The sequence below is a fragment of the Cysteiniphilum sp. QT6929 genome, from assembly GCF_030035755.1.
In the GTDB taxonomy this organism is placed as follows: Bacteria; Pseudomonadota; Gammaproteobacteria; order Francisellales; family Francisellaceae; genus Caedibacter; species Caedibacter litoralis.
This window is the reverse complement of sequence record NZ_CP103983.1, coordinates 1,104,426-1,120,563: the sequence shown is the minus strand read 5'-3', so window position 1 is coordinate 1,120,563 and position 16,138 is coordinate 1,104,426. Positions and strand designations below refer to the sequence as shown.

The 16,138-nt window shown below is 40.5% G+C and carries 16 protein-coding genes and 1 tRNA gene; 14 read left to right on the top strand and 3 right to left on the bottom strand.

The window, feature by feature from the left end; genetic code table 11:
* The first annotated feature begins 55 nt into the window (after positions 1-55).
* The 6 genes from tolQ (at position 56) to ybgF (ending at position 5,028) form a co-directional block, all read left to right on the top strand.
* Positions 56-751: a protein TolQ gene (gene tolQ / locus NYP54_RS04710; RefSeq protein WP_283157377.1), complete on the top strand. Its 696-nt coding sequence runs from the start codon at positions 56-58 to the stop codon at positions 749-751.
* Complete coding sequence (tolR, locus tag NYP54_RS04705; RefSeq protein ID WP_170137195.1) at positions 751-1,182, top strand: protein TolR; 432 nt, start codon at positions 751-753, stop codon at positions 1,180-1,182. The genes tolQ and tolR overlap by 1 nt, the downstream gene beginning before the upstream one ends.
* A gap of 77 nt (positions 1,183-1,259) precedes the next feature.
* Complete coding sequence (gene tolA, locus NYP54_RS04700; protein WP_283157376.1) at positions 1,260-2,258, top strand: cell envelope integrity protein TolA; 999 nt, start codon at positions 1,260-1,262, stop codon at positions 2,256-2,258.
* 5 nt (positions 2,259-2,263) lie between these two features.
* Positions 2,264-3,586, top strand: a complete 1,323-nt coding sequence (tolB, locus tag NYP54_RS04695) for a Tol-Pal system beta propeller repeat protein TolB (protein WP_283157375.1) — start codon at positions 2,264-2,266, stop codon at positions 3,584-3,586.
* A gap of 60 nt (positions 3,587-3,646) precedes the next feature.
* On the top strand, positions 3,647-4,303 hold the full coding sequence (locus NYP54_RS04690) for an OmpA family protein (RefSeq protein ID WP_283157374.1): 657 nt from the start codon (positions 3,647-3,649) through the stop codon (positions 4,301-4,303).
* A gap of 5 nt (positions 4,304-4,308) precedes the next feature.
* Positions 4,309-5,028: a tol-pal system protein YbgF gene (ybgF, locus tag NYP54_RS04685; RefSeq protein ID WP_283157373.1), complete on the top strand. Its 720-nt coding sequence runs from the start codon at positions 4,309-4,311 to the stop codon at positions 5,026-5,028.
* A gap of 32 nt (positions 5,029-5,060) precedes the next feature.
* Here ybgF and mnmA read toward each other — a convergent pair whose 3' ends face one another.
* The 3 genes from mnmA to grxD form a co-directional block, all read right to left on the bottom strand.
* Positions 5,061-6,134 carry a tRNA 2-thiouridine(34) synthase MnmA gene (mnmA, locus tag NYP54_RS04680; protein ID WP_283157372.1) on the bottom strand — a complete coding sequence of 358 codons (1,074 nt, stop codon included), beginning with the start codon at positions 6,132-6,134 and terminating at the stop codon, positions 5,061-5,063.
* 287 nt (positions 6,135-6,421) lie between these two features.
* Positions 6,422-7,579 (bottom strand): methionine adenosyltransferase, encoded by a 1,158-nt coding sequence (gene metK / locus NYP54_RS04675; protein ID WP_283157371.1) that lies wholly within the window; start codon positions 7,577-7,579, stop codon positions 6,422-6,424.
* A gap of 344 nt (positions 7,580-7,923) precedes the next feature.
* A complete protein-coding gene (gene grxD, locus NYP54_RS04670; protein WP_117002190.1) occupies positions 7,924-8,262 on the bottom strand; it encodes a Grx4 family monothiol glutaredoxin in 339 nt (112 codons plus the stop codon).
* Positions 8,263-8,372: 110 nt separating this feature from the next.
* Here grxD and NYP54_RS04665 point away from each other — a divergent pair, with 110 nt between their 5' ends.
* The 8 genes from NYP54_RS04665 (at position 8,373) to NYP54_RS04630 (ending at position 16,040) form a co-directional block, all read left to right on the top strand.
* Positions 8,373-8,960: a Fe-Mn family superoxide dismutase gene (locus NYP54_RS04665; protein WP_283157370.1), complete on the top strand. Its 588-nt coding sequence runs from the start codon at positions 8,373-8,375 to the stop codon at positions 8,958-8,960.
* A gap of 114 nt (positions 8,961-9,074) precedes the next feature.
* Complete coding sequence (gene rpoZ, locus NYP54_RS04660; RefSeq protein ID WP_117002188.1) at positions 9,075-9,287, top strand: DNA-directed RNA polymerase subunit omega; 213 nt, start codon at positions 9,075-9,077, stop codon at positions 9,285-9,287.
* Positions 9,288-9,366: 79 nt separating this feature from the next.
* Positions 9,367-9,442, top strand: a tRNA-Val gene (locus NYP54_RS04655).
* Between the two features lie 171 nt (positions 9,443-9,613).
* Positions 9,614-9,973 (top strand): 30S ribosomal protein S6, encoded by a 360-nt coding sequence (gene rpsF / locus NYP54_RS04650; protein ID WP_117002187.1) that lies wholly within the window; start codon positions 9,614-9,616, stop codon positions 9,971-9,973.
* 11 nt (positions 9,974-9,984) lie between these two features.
* Positions 9,985-10,212, top strand: coding sequence for a 30S ribosomal protein S18 (rpsR, locus tag NYP54_RS04645; protein ID WP_117002186.1), 228 nt, complete (start codon positions 9,985-9,987; stop codon positions 10,210-10,212).
* Positions 10,213-10,237: 25 nt separating this feature from the next.
* Positions 10,238-10,684 (top strand): 50S ribosomal protein L9, encoded by a 447-nt coding sequence (rplI, locus tag NYP54_RS04640; RefSeq protein WP_117002185.1) that lies wholly within the window; start codon positions 10,238-10,240, stop codon positions 10,682-10,684.
* A gap of 212 nt (positions 10,685-10,896) precedes the next feature.
* A complete protein-coding gene (carB, locus tag NYP54_RS04635) occupies positions 10,897-14,115 on the top strand; it encodes a carbamoyl-phosphate synthase (glutamine-hydrolyzing) large subunit (RefSeq protein ID WP_283157369.1) in 3,219 nt (1,072 codons plus the stop codon).
* Positions 14,112-16,040 carry an ATP-binding cassette domain-containing protein gene (locus tag NYP54_RS04630; RefSeq protein ID WP_283157368.1) on the top strand — a complete coding sequence of 643 codons (1,929 nt, stop codon included), beginning with the start codon at positions 14,112-14,114 and terminating at the stop codon, positions 16,038-16,040. Before carB ends, NYP54_RS04630 begins: the two co-directional genes overlap by 4 nt.
* Positions 16,041-16,138 lie beyond the last annotated feature (98 nt).

Below are 16,138 nucleotides of genomic sequence, written 5' to 3'. Positions count from 1 at the left end.
ATGTAATCATAATACAATAAAGTACCTGTTTTACTTAAGTTTGAAAGGATCTTGTGTGTCCAATAATTTGTCTTTCTGGCATTTGGTGTTAAATGCTGACATCGTTGTGCAGTTAATTATTTTGATTTTAATCGTAGGCTCTATCTGGTCGTGGGCGATTATGATTCAGCGTTATCAGGTATTGAGGTCTGCCAAAACTGAAGCAAGAGCCTTTGCTAAGCGCTTTTGGTCAAGTGGCAATATCAATAAAGTCTATCAAGAGTTACAACATAATAAACACAAAAACCAAGGATTATCATATCTTTTTAGCTGTGGTTTTCGTGAATTTATGCGTTTACGTAAACAAGGAGAGTTGCATGGTGATGTTGTTTTAGAAGGTGTTGAGCGCTCGATGCGTGTGGCAATGATGCAAGAAAGTGAGAAGCTTGAGCATCAGATTTCATTGTTAGGCACGATTGGTTCGATTGCGCCTTATGTAGGTTTGTTAGGAACCGTATGGGGTATTATGGCATCGTTTACCGCCTTAGGTGGTGTTGAACAAGCGACTTTATCAATGGTTGCACCGCACATTGCTGAAGCGCTTATTGCTACGGCTTTGGGGTTATTTGTGGCAATTCCTGCAGTGGTTGGTTATAACCGTTATTCACGCTTGGTCGATGGTGTGTTGCTTGAGTATGAAAACTTTCAAGATGAATTATGTACTTTGCTTTATCGCGAAGCGTATAAATCTGAGATAAGCGAGGAAGCATAATGCGTCGAAGAAACTCGCGTCGCACTAAACGTAAGGCCATGGTTGAGATTAACGTCGTTCCGTATATCGATGTCATGTTGGTGTTGTTAATCATCTTTATGATTACGGCACCGATGTTAACTCAAGGTGTTAAAGTTGATTTACCACAAGCACAAGCCAAGAAAATCCCGCCTTCTGATCAAAAACCATTGATTGTAACAGTCAATCAACAGGGGCAATATTTTATAAATCGCAATGATGAGCAAAATGCATTAACGGCAAGTCAGTTAAGTGAGCTAGTTGCTACGACTTTAGCGCAAGATAAAGATAAACAGATCTATGTGCGTGGTGATAAAAATGCAAGCTATGGTCAAGTGGTTGAAGCGATGGTATTGCTACAAAAAGCAGGTGTAGCAAGTGTTGGGTTGGTTACTGATGACCCCAAAGAGTAAGCGACGTATTTATGGTCAATAAGTCGAAGCAATCGAGCAAGTTTAGTCAACTGCGAGGATTTATTAAGAGGCTTTATGTGGCTGCAACAGCAACGCCTGAGCGTTTAAGCTTTTGCTATTCTATTTTGCTGCATGTGGCATTAGTGATTGGTTTAATTATTATTGCCAGTGTTTTGCAGACAAAAAAGAACACGCTTAATCTTGCAGGAGGGCGTACTGTTGTCACCTTAAATAGCAAAGAGATTGTTCAGGCAACGGCAATTTCTAGTGAAAGTGTCGATCAGCAAGTGGCTCAATTTGATCAAAAGCAACAGCAACTAAAACAAGAAAAGCTTGCTAAAGAACAACTGCGTCAGCAAAAGATCGAAGCGATTGAAGAGAAGATTGCAACAGCGCATGCTGCGGAGGTAAAGCGTCAAGAGGAATTGAAAGCGGCGGAAATTGCCAAACAAAAAGCATTAGCAGAAGCTAAGTTAAAAGCAGAGGCAGAAGCGCGTGCTAAAGAAATGCAAAAGCAAAAAGCTTTAGCACAAGCAGAAAAAGAAAAAGTAGCAAAAGCAGAGAAAGCGGAAAAAGAAAAACAGGAAAAGGCGTTAAAAGCGCAACAAGAGGCTCAAAAATTAGCCGAAGCCAAGAAAGCTCAAGCAGAAAAAGAGGCGAAAGAGGCAAAAGAAGCAAAAGCAGCAAGAGAAGCAAAGGCAGCTGCAGCGCGTAAAGCCGCGTTAGATGCCTTAAGGCAATCTGCTTTAAATGATTTAAATGCGCAAAGTGCGGAGGCTCACGCGCAAAGTGCAACAGAGAAAGCATTGCAAGCCTATGCTAGCGCCTATAAGGCGAGAATTGAAGCGGTGTGGATAATGGATGATTGTCGCAAAATAAGTGCAGATCATTTGCCAACGGTGATGGTTACTCCAGGGAGTAACCCCACGATTTCAGTTTCTAGCGGTAGTGCGCAGTGTGATCGCTCATTACTACTGGCATTTAAGAATGCACAAGCGCCAAGCTTGCCGCAAGATGCGCGTGCAAGAGAGCTTATTGCACAAGGTATTGATTTTAAATTTGGACAACAAGGGTGATAAATATGCGCAACATAATACGAATATATTGGCTGCTTTTTTTAACATTGATAGTAACCTGCTCAGCGCAAGCGCGTTTGACCATTAATATTACTCAGGGAGTGTCTTCGCAAATTCCTGTGGCAGTGATGCCATTTAATGGTCAAATAATTAAAAATAGTCAGCTGCCAGATGGCATTGCAGCGGTTATTGCTGATGATCTTCGCAATTCTGGGCGTATTGAATCACAAACATCGGGCTTCCCACAACAGATTGATAATGTACAGCAGATCAACTGGTCGAAATGGTCGGCAGATTATGTGCTTATAGGGCAGATTGATAAAAACAATGGGCATTATAATATCACCTATGAGTTAGCCAGTAAGCTTAGTGGCAAGGTATTAAGTGCACGTAAATTTACTAACCTTCAAGAAAGTCAATTGCGACTATTAGCTCATACCATCAGTAATTATATTTATGAGGCGATTACCGGCAGCAAAGGGTACTTTACCTCAAAATTAGCTTATGTTGACGTTGAGAATCCTTATAATGTGAAAAAGGCAGTTTATCAGCTCGTAGTGTCTGATTATGATGGCTTTAATCCACATGTGTTGTTGCGTCAAACCAAAGAACCGATTATGTCACCGACATGGTCGAAAGATGGTAAATATCTTGCCTATGTGAGCTATCACAAGGGGGGCATGGCAATTTATACGATTGGTGTGTATAGCGGTGAGCGTAAGAAGGTTGCTAATTATGAAGGGATCAATAGCTCGCCCGCATTCTCACCAAATGGCACAACTTTGGCAATGGCGCTATCTCAAGGTTATTCTGAGAATACCAATATTTACTTGATGAACTTAAATAATGATAAGTTATATAAGAAATTGACGTTAAACGGTATTAATACCGCGCCAACTTTCTCGCCAACAGGCAAAGAGGTTGCTTTTGTCTCAAATCGTGGCGGTAATCCACAGATTTATACAACGGCTATTGATAGCAAATATCCATCGTCAGAGCGCTTAACATATGGTACAAAACAGGCATTTGATCCGCAATATACGCCAAATGGCCAAAGTATTGTGTTTATGTATCAAAAAGACAGTGGCTCAGGTACACAGATTGCTAAAGTCGATTTAAGAGACAAGAAGATTACGGTGTTAACGCATGGTTCAATGGATTCATCTCCGAGTGTATCACCAGATGGCAATATGGTTATCTATGCACAAGGTCAGCCTTCAGGAGGTGCGAATCTGGCGATGGTGTCGATTGACGGCAAGGTTCAAATTAGCTTACCATCTAACACACAAGGCGCCATTCAGTCACCTGCATGGTCACCGGCTATTTAAAGGTGTGATTTATACAAGACCAATCAAATAAAGAAATAACGAAAAGCTTAAGGAAATACAATGAAATTAAAAATTAAAAAGTCCACTTCTCTGGCAGCAGCAGGCATTTTGTCAGTATTATTGATCGCCGGATGTGCTTCACAGCGTCAAGCACCGATTGAAGGTATTGGTCCTGAGGGAAATGCGGGCATGTCAGCGCATGGTAGTGGTGTGGAAACGAATGCTTTAGGGCAATCAGGTAGTTTAGATAGCCAGAGTATTGCTGATTTACAAAGCCAAATTGCCAATATCGGACAATATACGCCAGCACAACAACAAGCAATGATTGCTGCGTTAAATAGTATGAGCTCATGCAAAACAGTTTACTTTGCCTTTGATAGCACGACCTTGACCAATGATGCTAAAACATGTCTAAATCAAGTAGCGAGTTATTTGTTGAAATATAATCAACCACTGCGTTTGGCAGGACATACTGACCCAAGAGGGAGCGAGAAATATAACCTAAACCTTGGTCAGCGTCGTGCTGATAGCGTGCGTCAATATTTATTGCAACAAGGAGTTAATAGCAATCAGCTATGTACGGTAAGCTATGGCAAATCGCAACCTGTGGCAGCGCCTTCACAGTTCTATGGTGAGATGACAAAAGCCAAAGCACAGCAGCATGCCTATTATTTGGATCGACGTGCGGAGCTTGACTTTGGACAAACGTGTGGTTAATGCATATGTCTCTTTCGTTTAAGAAAACCAAAACTATTGGTATGAGCATATTGGCAATTATTCTCTTGCCTAGTGTCAATTTTGCGAGTGTTGAGTCAGACGTGCAAGCACTGCAATTGCAAACAACTAAATTGAATAATCAAGTGCAATATTTGATTAATCAACAAGCCAATGCAACGAATCAAAACTTCAGTCAGACGTTAGATGATTTGCGCGGCAAGATTGAAGTCAATAGTTATAAGGTAAGCCAACTAAATGATGTGGTATCAACGAAGCTTGCAGCGTTTGAAAAAGAGCTTGAAAGCTTAAAGGCTGAAGTGAATAAACCATCGCCCAAAGAGCTTAAGTTGCAACAAGATAATGCCGCTTTCGATAAGGCAAACAAGGCGCTATTAGCCAAGAACTATAAAGATGCAGAAGGTTTGTTTAAACAGTATCTCAAAGACTATTATAATGGTGAGCACTACTCAGAGTCATTGTATCTACTTGGTCAAATATATCTTATTAATGGTGATATTAATGATGCTTACACGCAATTCAAAACGATTGTAACGCGTTATCCAAAAAGCATCAAAATCGCTGATGCCACTTATGCCTTGGCATTATTGGAATTAAGCAAAGGTAATATGAAGACTGCTAAAACCTATTTACAACGCGTTGTTGACAAATATCCACATGCGGATGTGGCAGATAAAGCAAAAGCACAGCTTACGAAATTGAAATAAGCGTAAGACATCAGAAAAAAGATTGTTTGTCGTTACTCAATAATGCCGCCACCTAAGCAAACTTCACCATCATAAAACACGACTGATTGCCCTGGTGTGATCGCACGTTGTGGCTGATCAAATATGACTTCAACCTTGTCTTTTGTTAGCGTGACTTGACAAGCTTGATCCGCTTGACGATAGCGTGCCTTGGCAGTACACCTAAAGCTATCAGCTGGCGCTTGTCCTTTGACCCAATGCAACTTAATAGCCGTTAAGCTTTGTCTTAATAGTAGTGGGTGATGATGACCTTGAACGGCAATTAATACATTGTTTTCAAGATCTTTCTGTGCGGCAAACCATGGAATTTCAGGGCGGTTTTTAACCCCGCCAATACCCAAGCCTTGACGCTGTCCAATGGTGTAATACATCAAGCCATCATGTCTGCCGATAACAATACCGTTTTCATCATGAATTTCACCGGGTTGTGCAGGTAAATATTGATTTAAAAAAGCTTTGAATTTACGCTCGCCAATAAAGCAAATGCCTGTGCTGTCTTTTTTATTATGTGTGACAAGGTTATGTGCTTCAGCTAGTGCGCGAACCTTTGGTTTTTCAAGCTCACCAATTGGAAATAAGGCGTAGTGTAATTGTTGCTGTCCCAAAGTATAGAGAAAATAGGATTGATCCTTGTTGTGGTCTAAGCCTTTTAATAATTGATGTTCGCCATTTGGCAAGGCTCTTTTTCTGGCGTAGTGTCCTGTGGCGATGTGTGTGCCACCTAGATGTTTGGCATAGTCTAAGAAGGCTTTAAATTTAATTTCTTTGTTGCATAGAATATCAGGGTTTGGCGTGCGCCCGGCTTTGTATTCCTCTAAGAAATATTCAAAGACGTGATCCCAGTATTCTGCTGCAAAGTTGATTTTGTTAAATTCAATACCAATACTTTGACAAATGCTTTGGGCATCTTTGATATCTTCTTCGGCTGAGCAAAACTCGTCATTGTCATCCTCCTCCCAGTTTTTCATAAAAACGCCTGCGACATCAAAGCCTTGTTCTTTGAGTAATAAGGCGGCAACGGATGAATCAACGCCACCGGAGACACCGACAATAATTTTCTGTGACATAAGCTCTAAAATGATCAAAAAATAATGCGGCTATTGTGCCGTGATTTATAAAAATTTGCAAAAAATAACTTTTCTCTTGCACTCATACATTGCGCTCCCACGCAAACCTGATGGAAATTAAAACATAAGGTGTTTGAAGTGAATGATAAAAAGCAAAATAAGGGTATTAGTTAAAAGAATACCCAAATGCTTTCTACCTATCGTTCCCTGAGCAAAGTCGAAGGGAGTGATAAGATAACAATGGCTTCGACTAACGCTCAGCCAACGGCGTCAATCGTACTCTGAACTTAACTCAATGCTTGTGCTAAAACGGCAGCTTTATCGGTTTTCTCCCAAGTAAAATCAGCATCTTCGCGACCAAAATGACCATAGGCAGCCGTTTTTTGATAAATAGGGCGTAGTAAATCAAGCTGATGCGTGATGGCATAAGGGCGTAAATCAAAATGCTCAAGAACAAGCTTCTCAATAATATGATCATCTAATTTGCCTGTACCAAAGGTATTAACCATAATCGATGTTGGATTAGCAACACCAATGGCGTAAGACACTTGAATTTCGCATTTGTCCGCTAAGCCACTAGCGACGATATTTTTAGCAATATAGCGACCCATATAGGCAGCTGAGCGATCAACCTTGGATGGATCTTTGCCGGAGAATGCGCCACCGCCGTGATGTGCTGCTCCGCCATAGGTATCAACGATAATCTTGCGTCCCGTTAAACCGCAATCACCAACAGGACCACCAATAACGAATTTACCTGTCGGGTTAACAAAATATTTGGTTTTGTCTGTTATCCATTCTTTAGGCAATACCGGTAAAATAATTTCTTCAATGACTGCCTCTTTGATTACATTTTGTCGAATCTCAGGAGCATGCTGTGTTGAGATAACAACGGTATCAACGGCAACAGGCTTGCCATTGACATAACGCAATGTTACTTGCGATTTGGCGTCAGGGCGTAACCATGAAAGCGTTTTATTCTTGCGCAAGAATGCTTGGCGCTGCATGAGTTTATGTGAGTAATAAATGGCAGCGGGCATCAGTGTTGGGGTTTCATTGGTGGCAAAGCCAAACATTAAACCTTGATCTCCAGCGCCTTGATCTAATGGATTAGAGCGATCAACGCCTTGCGCAATCTCAGGTGATTGTTTACCAATGGCATTAATAACCGCGCAGCAGTTACCATCAAAACCCAAATCATCTTTATCATAACCAATATCAATAACAACGTTTCTGACGATTTCTTCGATATCAACCCATGCTGAGGTGGTAATCTCACCAGCAACAAGTGCCATGCCCGTTTTAACCAGTGTCTCGCAAGCAACACGTGCGTTTTTATCTTGAATTAAAATAGCATCTAAAACTGCATCAGAGATTTGATCGGCAATTTTATCCGGATGCCCTTCAGATACGGATTCAGAGGTAAATAAAAAATTATTTGCCATGAGAGGTTTCCTTTTATGTTTGTTTTGTACAAGCTAAAAGGCTTCTAGAGGAAAAATCTATAGAAACGCTTTAGCGGTGTTGTTTTATGTCGCCCGCAAGTTGTTTTTAAATCAGCGACAGTGTAATGACAGTTAGTTATGCTAACGCTAACAAAATGTGCTGTCAAAATATTTAGGAGTTTTTTTGGTTGTGGTTTTGTATTTGCTCAAAACGACTGAGCGCACCCTGAGCATAAGTCGAAGCGGGTCTGTGCCTACAATAATATCTAGTTTAGGCTTCGACTAACGCTCAGCCAACGGTGTCAATTGTGCCCTGAGCGCAAGTCGAAGGGTATTGGAAGAATTTATTTAGCTTGATCAATAATTTCTTGAAGCTCACCGTTTTCATGTAACTCAAGAACAATATCGCATCCGCCAATGAGTTCACCATTAACATAAAGCTGTGGGAATGTTGGCCAGTTAGCATATTTTGGTAATGTTGCCCGAATTTCAGGGTTCTCTAGGATGTTAACAAAGGCAAATGGCTTGCCACAGGCTTGAAGGGCGGCAACAGTGTGAGCTGAGAAACCGCATTGTGGCATTTTAGGTGTGCCTTTCATGTAAAGCAGAATGCTGTTTTCTGCAATTTGTGATTTTATTGTTTCGATTACTTTTTCTTCATCAAAGTTGTGATTTGTATGCATTATTGTTTCCTTATTATTGTCTAAACTTGAAAAGATACAGGATTAGTATTATATTGCGCGTACATCATATATCAGTTTCTAAATTTTGGTCAACCGACAAGGAGCAAGAAATGTTTGAATTACCATCGTTACCATACCCTAAAAATGCATTGGCACCCGTGATCTCTGAGGAGACAATCGAGTATCATTATGGCAAGCATCATCAGGCGTATGTAACTAACCTAAATAACTTATTAAAAACAGATGAGTTTAAGTCTTTTGCCGGTAAATCATTAGAAGACGTCATTTTAACCTCAAAAGGTGGTGTCTTTAATAATGCCGCACAAATTTGGAATCACACGTTTTACTGGAATTGCTTAACACCAAATGCTAAAGCAAAACCAGAGGGCGCTTTATTGCAAGCGATTGAGAAAAAATTTGGCAGCTTTGATGCCTTCAAAGAAGCATTTAGCAAAACAGCGGTCACTACTTTTGGTTCTGGCTGGGCATGGCTTGTAAAAACGAAACAAGGTGAGCTTGAGTTAGTAAGTACCAGTAATGCAGCGTGTCCATTAACCGAAGGTCACACACCACTTTTAACCTGTGATGTATGGGAGCACGCTTACTATATTGATTATCGTAATGCGCGTCCAAAATATGTTGAAGAGTTCTGGAGCATTATTAATTGGGACTATGTTGCTAAGCAGTTTACAAAGTAGGCAGCAGTAACTTTACCCTAAGTCAATTCGATAGCGTTATTCAATTTTGTAATACTTGGCAAAATCATAAAACTTCTATAGAATTGATCGGCTTTTGAACTTTGGAGAATATGTATGGCACGTGTAACAGTTGAAGATTGTTTAGAGAAAATCGATAGTCGTTTTGAGTTAATAGTTTTAGCATCAAAAAGAGCACGCTTCCTAAGTCTAAGTGGTCAAGAGCCACGTGTCGACTGGGACAATGATAAGACAACGGTTGTTGCTTTGCGTGAGATTGCTGATGGCAAAATAAACAAAGTAGAAATCCGAGCTGAACAGGAATATTAAAAAGATTAATAAAAATAAAAAATATTGATTTTAGGCGTTGACTTTGATTTTTTTAACCCTATAATCTCATCTCGTTCTCGGGTGCTTAGCTCAGCTGGGAGAGCATCGCCCTTACAAGGCGAGGGTCGGGGGTTCGAACCCCTCAGCACCCACCAGAGATTTAAAAGGCTTCCAGTTGGGAGCCTTTTTTGTTTGTGTCACATAATAGTGCTTGAGTTTTAAGCTGCTATCTGTGACAATAGCGCGGCTCTTTGCTGTTGCCCTTATATTCAAGGTGCGCAATAGCTTATCGAGAGTAGATACGATAAACCGAAAGGAGTAAAATTATGAAACATTATGAAATCGTGTTCATGGTTCACCCTGATCAAAGCGATCAGTTACCAAACATGTTGCAAAAATACCGTGAAATCGTTGAGTCTAGAGGCGGTAAAATTCACCGTTTAGAAGACTGGGGACGTCGTCAACTTGCTTATCCAATCGCTAAGCTTCATAAGGCGCATTACATTTTGATGAATATCGAGTGTGATACCGAAGCGTTGAACGAGTTAAATGAATCATTCAGATACAATGATGCGATTCTACGTCGTTTAGTGCTTAACCAAAACGAAGCGATCACTGAGCCGTCAATCATGATGGCAAAAGATGAGAAAAAAGAAGTTAAAGAAACAAGCGAAGCTGCTGAGTAAGGAGATAAAAGATGCGTCCAAATCGTCGTCGTAAAGTATGTCGTTTTACCGTTGAAGGCGTTAAAGAGATCGACTACAAAGATTTAAATACATTGAAAGGCTATGTCACTGAAACTGGCAAAATCGTTCCAAGTCGAATCACAGGTACATCGACTAAGTATCAACGTCAACTTGCTAATGCCATCAAAAGAGCAAGATTTTTAGCGTTGATCCCTTACTGTGATCGTCACTTTAACTAATCTTTAAGTTTAGAGGTCTTTGACAATGCAAGTTATTTTAAAAGAAAAAGTAGAAAACCTAGGCACGCTAGGTAGTGTTGTAAATGTGAAGCCAGGTTATGCGCGTAACTACTTAGTGCCTTATGGCAAAGCAGTTCAAGCAACTGAAGCAAACATTGCTGCTTTTGAAAAGCAAAAAGCAGAATTACAAAAATTAGAAGCTGAGCGTTTAACAACGGCTAAAGCGAAAGCTGAGAAAATCTCAGGTCAAGTATTCACAATCAAAGCAGCTGCTGGTGATGGTGGTAAACTATTTGGTTCTGTTGGGACTAAAGAAGTTGCTGATGTTATTGCTGCTGCTGGTGTTGAAGTTGAAAAACGTCACGTACGCATGCCAGAAGGTATCATCCGTTCATTGGGTGAGTACGAGCTATCAGTTCACTTGCACTCAGATGTTGATGCCGATATCAAATTGGTTGTTATTGCTGAATAATTACGTAATTATTCACTAACTACAACTGCTATTACACTTAAGCCGCATATTTTGCGGCTTTTTTGTTTTTTAAGTAACTAAAATGTCACGGATAGATTGCCATAGCAAAAGCTGTGAAACAGCGGTGAAGAAAATTATAAAATAAAAATCGCCAATTGCCTTTCACAAAAATTTCTTTAGAATAAGGTAACCTCGGACAACGTGAAATTTCAATGATTAATCATCGCGAGCAATTCAAGCATATTCAAAAAGTTTTACTATTAGGTTCTGGCGGAATCCGCATCTCACAAGCAGGTGAGTTTGATTATTCCGGATCGCAAGCCATCAAGGCATTAAAAGAAGAAGGCATCAAAGTCATTTTGGTTAACCCCAATATTGCGACCATTCAAACTGATCCTGGGATGGCGGATGAGGTTTATTTTGAACCATTAGATTTGGCGCACGTGACGAAAATTATTGAGAAAGAAAAGCCCGATGCGATCATGCTAAGCTTTGGTGGGCAAACGGCGTTAAACTTGGGTCTTAAACTCGAAGAAAAGGGTATTTTAGCACTGCATAATGTCAAAGTGCTAGGCAGTTCAGTGCAAACGATCAAAGAAGCTGAAGATCGCGGACTTTTCAAAGACAAGTTAGATGAGATTAATGTTAAAACTGCTAAAAGCTTTGTCGCGACAACATTAAAAGACGCCATTATTGCGGCTAAGGAAATAGGTTTTCCATTGATGATGCGCTCAGGTTTCTCATTAGGTGGCTTGGGCTCAGGGATTGTTAGAACGGAAAGCGAGCTTAAGCATCGAGTTACTGAAGTATTAAATGCTACCTCACAAGTATTGATTGAAGAGTGTTTGCTAGGATGGAATGAGTTTGAATATGAAATTGTGCGTGATATGGCAGGCAATGTGCTCACCGTGTGCAATATGGAGAACTTTGATCCGATGGGGATCCATACTGGTGAAAGTATCGTTGTTTCACCATCGCAGTCCCTTAACAATGAAGAGTATCATCGCTTACGTAAGATCGCGATTGATGTGGCTAATCACTTTGAGATTATCGGTGAGTGTAATATTCAATATGCGTTTAATCTTGAGACTTCAGATTATCGTGTGATTGAAATCAATCCACGTCTGTCACGTTCATCGGCTTTGGCATCAAAAGCGACAGGCTATCCACTAGCTTTTATCGCAGCGAAATTGATTTTAGGCTATAACCTGCATGAATTACAAAATGCGGTAACCAAGAAAACGTGCGCTTATTTTGAGCCAGCCCTTGATTATATCGTTGTTAAGATTCCACGTTGGGATACGCATAAACTCAAAAAAGCAGAGCGCTTTATCGGTACTGAGATGAAATCGGTAGGGGAAGTGATGGCGATTGGTCGATCATTCCCTGAAGGCTTACAAAAAGCCGTTGGTATGCTCAATATTGGTGCGGCAGATTTATCGGACTATCCTTTTGATATTCCTGATCTTGAGCTTGAAATTGAGCGCGCGACTGATCGCAGGATCTTTGCGTTACATCGCTTTTTTGTGCAAGGTGGCGATATTGAGAAAGCCTATCAGTTATCAAAGATTGATAAGTGGTTCTTAAATCATATGCATACCATTGCTGAGATGGAAAACCGCTTAAAGAATTTAAAAAATCCACTGACGAAAGAGTTGTTAAAAGAAGCTAAAAAGCTTGGCTTTTCTGATAAATCGATTGCGCGTTTTCGTGAGATGGATGTACAGGCTTTACGCGCTTGGCGTATCTCACAAGGTATTGTGCCTTATGTTAAACAAATCGACACCTTAGCAGGTGAGTTTGAAGCAGAAACCAATTACTTATACATGACATATCACGGGATTGAGCATGATGTGAAACCGTCTGAGATTGAGGCAAGCTTAATTATTGGCTCAGGTCCTTATAGTATCGGTTCATCAGTTGAGTTTGACTGGTGTGGCGTGACGACTGCTCACACTTTAAAGAGACTCGGTGAGTCGCCAATTATTATTAACTCAAACCCTGAAACGGTATCAACCGATTATGATGAGTCTGATCGTTTGTACTTTGAGCAACTAACCTTTGAACGTGTGCAGGATATTGCTGATTTTGAAAACCTAAAGGGCATCGTTGTTTCTGTAGGTGGGCAAATTGCCAATAACTTGGTTGTCCCATTGGCAAGAGCAGGTTATCCAATTTTGGGCACTTCACCGCAGAATATTAACAAAGCAGAGAATCGTGCGATTTTCTCAACGATGTTAAATGATTTAGGCATTGACCAACCAGAATGGCAATCGGTGACAACGCTGGAAAAAGCCAAAGAGTTCTCAGATAAGGTTGGTTATCCAATTTTGGTGCGTCCATCATATGTATTATCAGGGGCGGCGATGAATGTAATCTACTCAGAAGATGCGCTTGAGCAATACTTGGCAGAAGCAACCTCTGTGTCACCTGAGCACCCTGTGGTTATTTCAGATTTTATCAATAATGCTAAAGAGCTTGAAATGGATGGCGTGGCTGAGAATGGTGAAATTGTCATTTATGCGATTTCTGAGCATGTTGAGAACGCAGGTGTTCACTCAGGTGATGCCACGATTGTATTGCCTCCGCAAAATCTCTATTTAGAGACGATTCGTCGTGCTAAGCGTATTACCAAGAAAATTGTCAAAGCATTAAATATCTCAGGACCTTTTAATATTCAATTTATCGCTAAAGATAATAACCTTAAGGTGATTGAGTGTAATCTACGCGCTTCAAGATCTTTCCCGTTTGTCTCAAAAGTTACAGGACACAATTTTATTGAAATCGCGACGGAAGTGATTATCGGTAAATATAAGAAAAAGCGTTATAACACGCTCGATCTTGACTATGTCGGTGTTAAAACATCACAGTTTTCGTATAACCGCTTAAAGGGTGCGAACCCTGTTGCTCACGTCGAGATGTCATCCACTGGTGAAGTGGGATGCATTGGTTATGATTTATTAGATGCATTTTATAAGTCATGGCAGGCGACCGAGATGTTTGTTAAACGCAAGAAGATTCTCTTATCCATTGGTGGTGATAAGAAAGTTAAACTCATGCCTGAGATCAAACGATTGCATGAGCAAGGCTGGGAGATTTATACCACAACCGGTACACATCAATATTTAAGTGATTTAGGTATTGAAACGAAATTGACGCATAAAATCAGTGAGTCAGAAGCGCCAAATGTTGAAACAGTAATTGCGGATCATTGTGTTGATTTGATTATCAATATTCCACGCCGCCAGCAACATGTTAGTGATGATAATGTATCTGATGGCTTTAAGATTCGTCGTCTTGCGGTTGATCACCATATTCCACTGATTACTAATTTGCAGATTGCTGAGTTAACGTTGCGGTCATTGGCTGAGCTGCATGATGCGCCCATTCACGTGAAATCGTGGCGAGAGTTTATGGAGACTCGTGCTTGATTACATTACAAAATATCTCATTACAGCGCGGCTTAAAGACATTATTTGATGATGTGAGCTTCGCAATTTATGATAAGCAAAAAATCGGTCTTGTTGGTGCGAATGGTGCTGGCAAGACCTCGTTATTTATGCTCTTAGCTCAAGGCTTACAGGCTGATCAAGGTGAACTTGAGATTGCCAAGGGCACGCGTATTGTGACGGTTAAACAAGAAGTCGATGATTTAGAGGCTTCAGTTGTACACTATGTTATGCAAGGCAATGCCGAATTACATCGATTAACGGTGGCAATGGAGAAAGCGCTCGCTGAGGAGGCTTATGAAGAGCATGCGCAACTTCATGCTGATTTTGAAGCATTAGGTGGCTATCAACTGGAGTCGCAAGCCGCGCAATTGTTAGATGGTTTAGGCTTTGAACCAAAGCAGTTACATGAACCTGTTAAATCCTTATCAGGCGGTTGGCGTATTCGCTTGAATCTAGCGCAAGCTTTATTACAACAAGCCGAAATTCTGCTACTGGATGAGCCAACAAACCATTTGGATTTAGATGCGGTGATGTGGCTTGAGCGTTATTTACAGAATTACCAAGGTGCGATTGTCCTTATTTCACACGATCGAATTTTTCTCGATAATGTCGTTGAGCGTGTGCTATATATTGAAAATAAAGGCATTGATAGTTACACCGGTAATTATTCATCTTTTGAAAAGCAATATCATGAAAAACGCTTGTTACAACAAAAAGCGCATGTCAAACAACAGCAAAAAATCACCCATTTAGAGAGTTTTGTTAATCGCTTTAAAGCTAAGGCATCCAAAGCGAAACAAGCGCAATCGCGCGTTAAAATGCTCGAAAAAATGCAGCGCATTGAAGCGGTACATGATAAACAAATTTTTAGCTTTAGTTTTGCTGAGAATGTCAAAATGCCAACAGGTAGTTTGTTGACACTTGAAAACGGTGTGTTGGGCTATGGCGATAAGGTTATTTTAAGTGATCTTAATACCATGATTTTGCCAGAGATGCGTATTGGTCTTTTGGGTAAAAATGGAGCTGGAAAATCAACCTTTGTTAAGGGCTTAGTTGGCGATTTGCCGTTGTCACAAGGCGAAGCTAAAAAACACCCTGATCTCAAGATTGGCTATTTTGCCCAGCATTCATTGGACGCACTTGATTTTAATGCCTCTGCTCTGACACACATGAAGCGCTTGGATACAAAAATTACCGATGAGCAGGCACGCAAGTTTTTAGGTCGATTCAACTTTAGCAATGACATGGCGCTATCGGCAGTTGGAGGTTTCTCAGGTGGTGAGAAGGCGCGCTTAGCATTGGCATTAATCGTTTATCAAAAGCCTAAATTTTTACTTCTAGATGAGCCGACCAACCATTTAGATATTGAAGTGCGCGAAGCCTTGGCATTTGCTTTGCAATCTTTTGATGGTGCTTTGGTATTGATATCGCATGATCGTTACTTACTAGAAAGCACGGTTGACGAGTATTGGTTAGTTGATCAAGGTCAGGTGTCTACTTTTGATGGTGATTTAACCGATTATTATCAATATGTGCTTGAGCAAAAGAAGAAAGATAAGCAAAAAGTGGCTTCTAATGCTGTCGATAATAAAGATTTAGAAAAAACAGAGATATTAGAGACGCAAGAAACACCAAAAAATAAGAAAGAATCACGCCAACTGCGCGCGCAATTACAAGCAAAATTAAAGCCACTTATGGGTAAAATTAAAAAAGTTGAAAAGGAAATGGCTAAGCTGCAAGCGCAAAAAGAAGCGTTGGATATTCAGCTTCAGGATGAAGCGATTTATCAGGATAAGGCGAAACTCAATGAATTGCTCAAAGCACATCAGCAAGTACAAATGGAGCTTGAAGAAAAAGAATTAACTTGGCTTGAGTTAAATGCGCAGTTTGAAGGTGAAGGTTGATGTGTATGTGCATGTGCAGCATGTGTTGTATTATCCCTAATCTATTGTGTAGATAAGTTACCCAACAATGAGGGCGCATTGTATTCCTGAGACCTTTT

Coding starts and splice junctions, on each gene's coding strand:
- ybgF (WP_283157373.1), top strand. CDS start 4,309: ATGTCTCTTTCGTTTAAGAAAACCAAAACTATTGGTATGAGCATATTG.
- rpsR (WP_117002186.1), top strand. CDS start 9,985: ATGCGTCCAAATCGTCGTCGTAAAGTATGTCGTTTTACCGTTGAAGGC.
- rplI (WP_117002185.1), top strand. CDS start 10,238: ATGCAAGTTATTTTAAAAGAAAAAGTAGAAAACCTAGGCACGCTAGGT.
- NYP54_RS04690 (WP_283157374.1), top strand. CDS start 3,647: ATGAAATTAAAAATTAAAAAGTCCACTTCTCTGGCAGCAGCAGGCATT.
- rpsF (WP_117002187.1), top strand. CDS start 9,614: ATGAAACATTATGAAATCGTGTTCATGGTTCACCCTGATCAAAGCGAT.
- tolB (WP_283157375.1), top strand. CDS start 2,264: ATGCGCAACATAATACGAATATATTGGCTGCTTTTTTTAACATTGATA.
- mnmA (WP_283157372.1), bottom strand. CDS start 6,134: ATGTCACAGAAAATTATTGTCGGTGTCTCCGGTGGCGTTGATTCATCC.
- tolR (WP_170137195.1), top strand. CDS start 751: ATGCGTCGAAGAAACTCGCGTCGCACTAAACGTAAGGCCATGGTTGAG.
- NYP54_RS04665 (WP_283157370.1), top strand. CDS start 8,373: ATGTTTGAATTACCATCGTTACCATACCCTAAAAATGCATTGGCACCC.
- rpoZ (WP_117002188.1), top strand. CDS start 9,075: ATGGCACGTGTAACAGTTGAAGATTGTTTAGAGAAAATCGATAGTCGT.
- metK (WP_283157371.1), bottom strand. CDS start 7,579: ATGGCAAATAATTTTTTATTTACCTCTGAATCCGTATCTGAAGGGCAT.
- grxD (WP_117002190.1), bottom strand. CDS start 8,262: ATGCATACAAATCACAACTTTGATGAAGAAAAAGTAATCGAAACAATA.
- carB (WP_283157369.1), top strand. CDS start 10,897: ATGATTAATCATCGCGAGCAATTCAAGCATATTCAAAAAGTTTTACTA.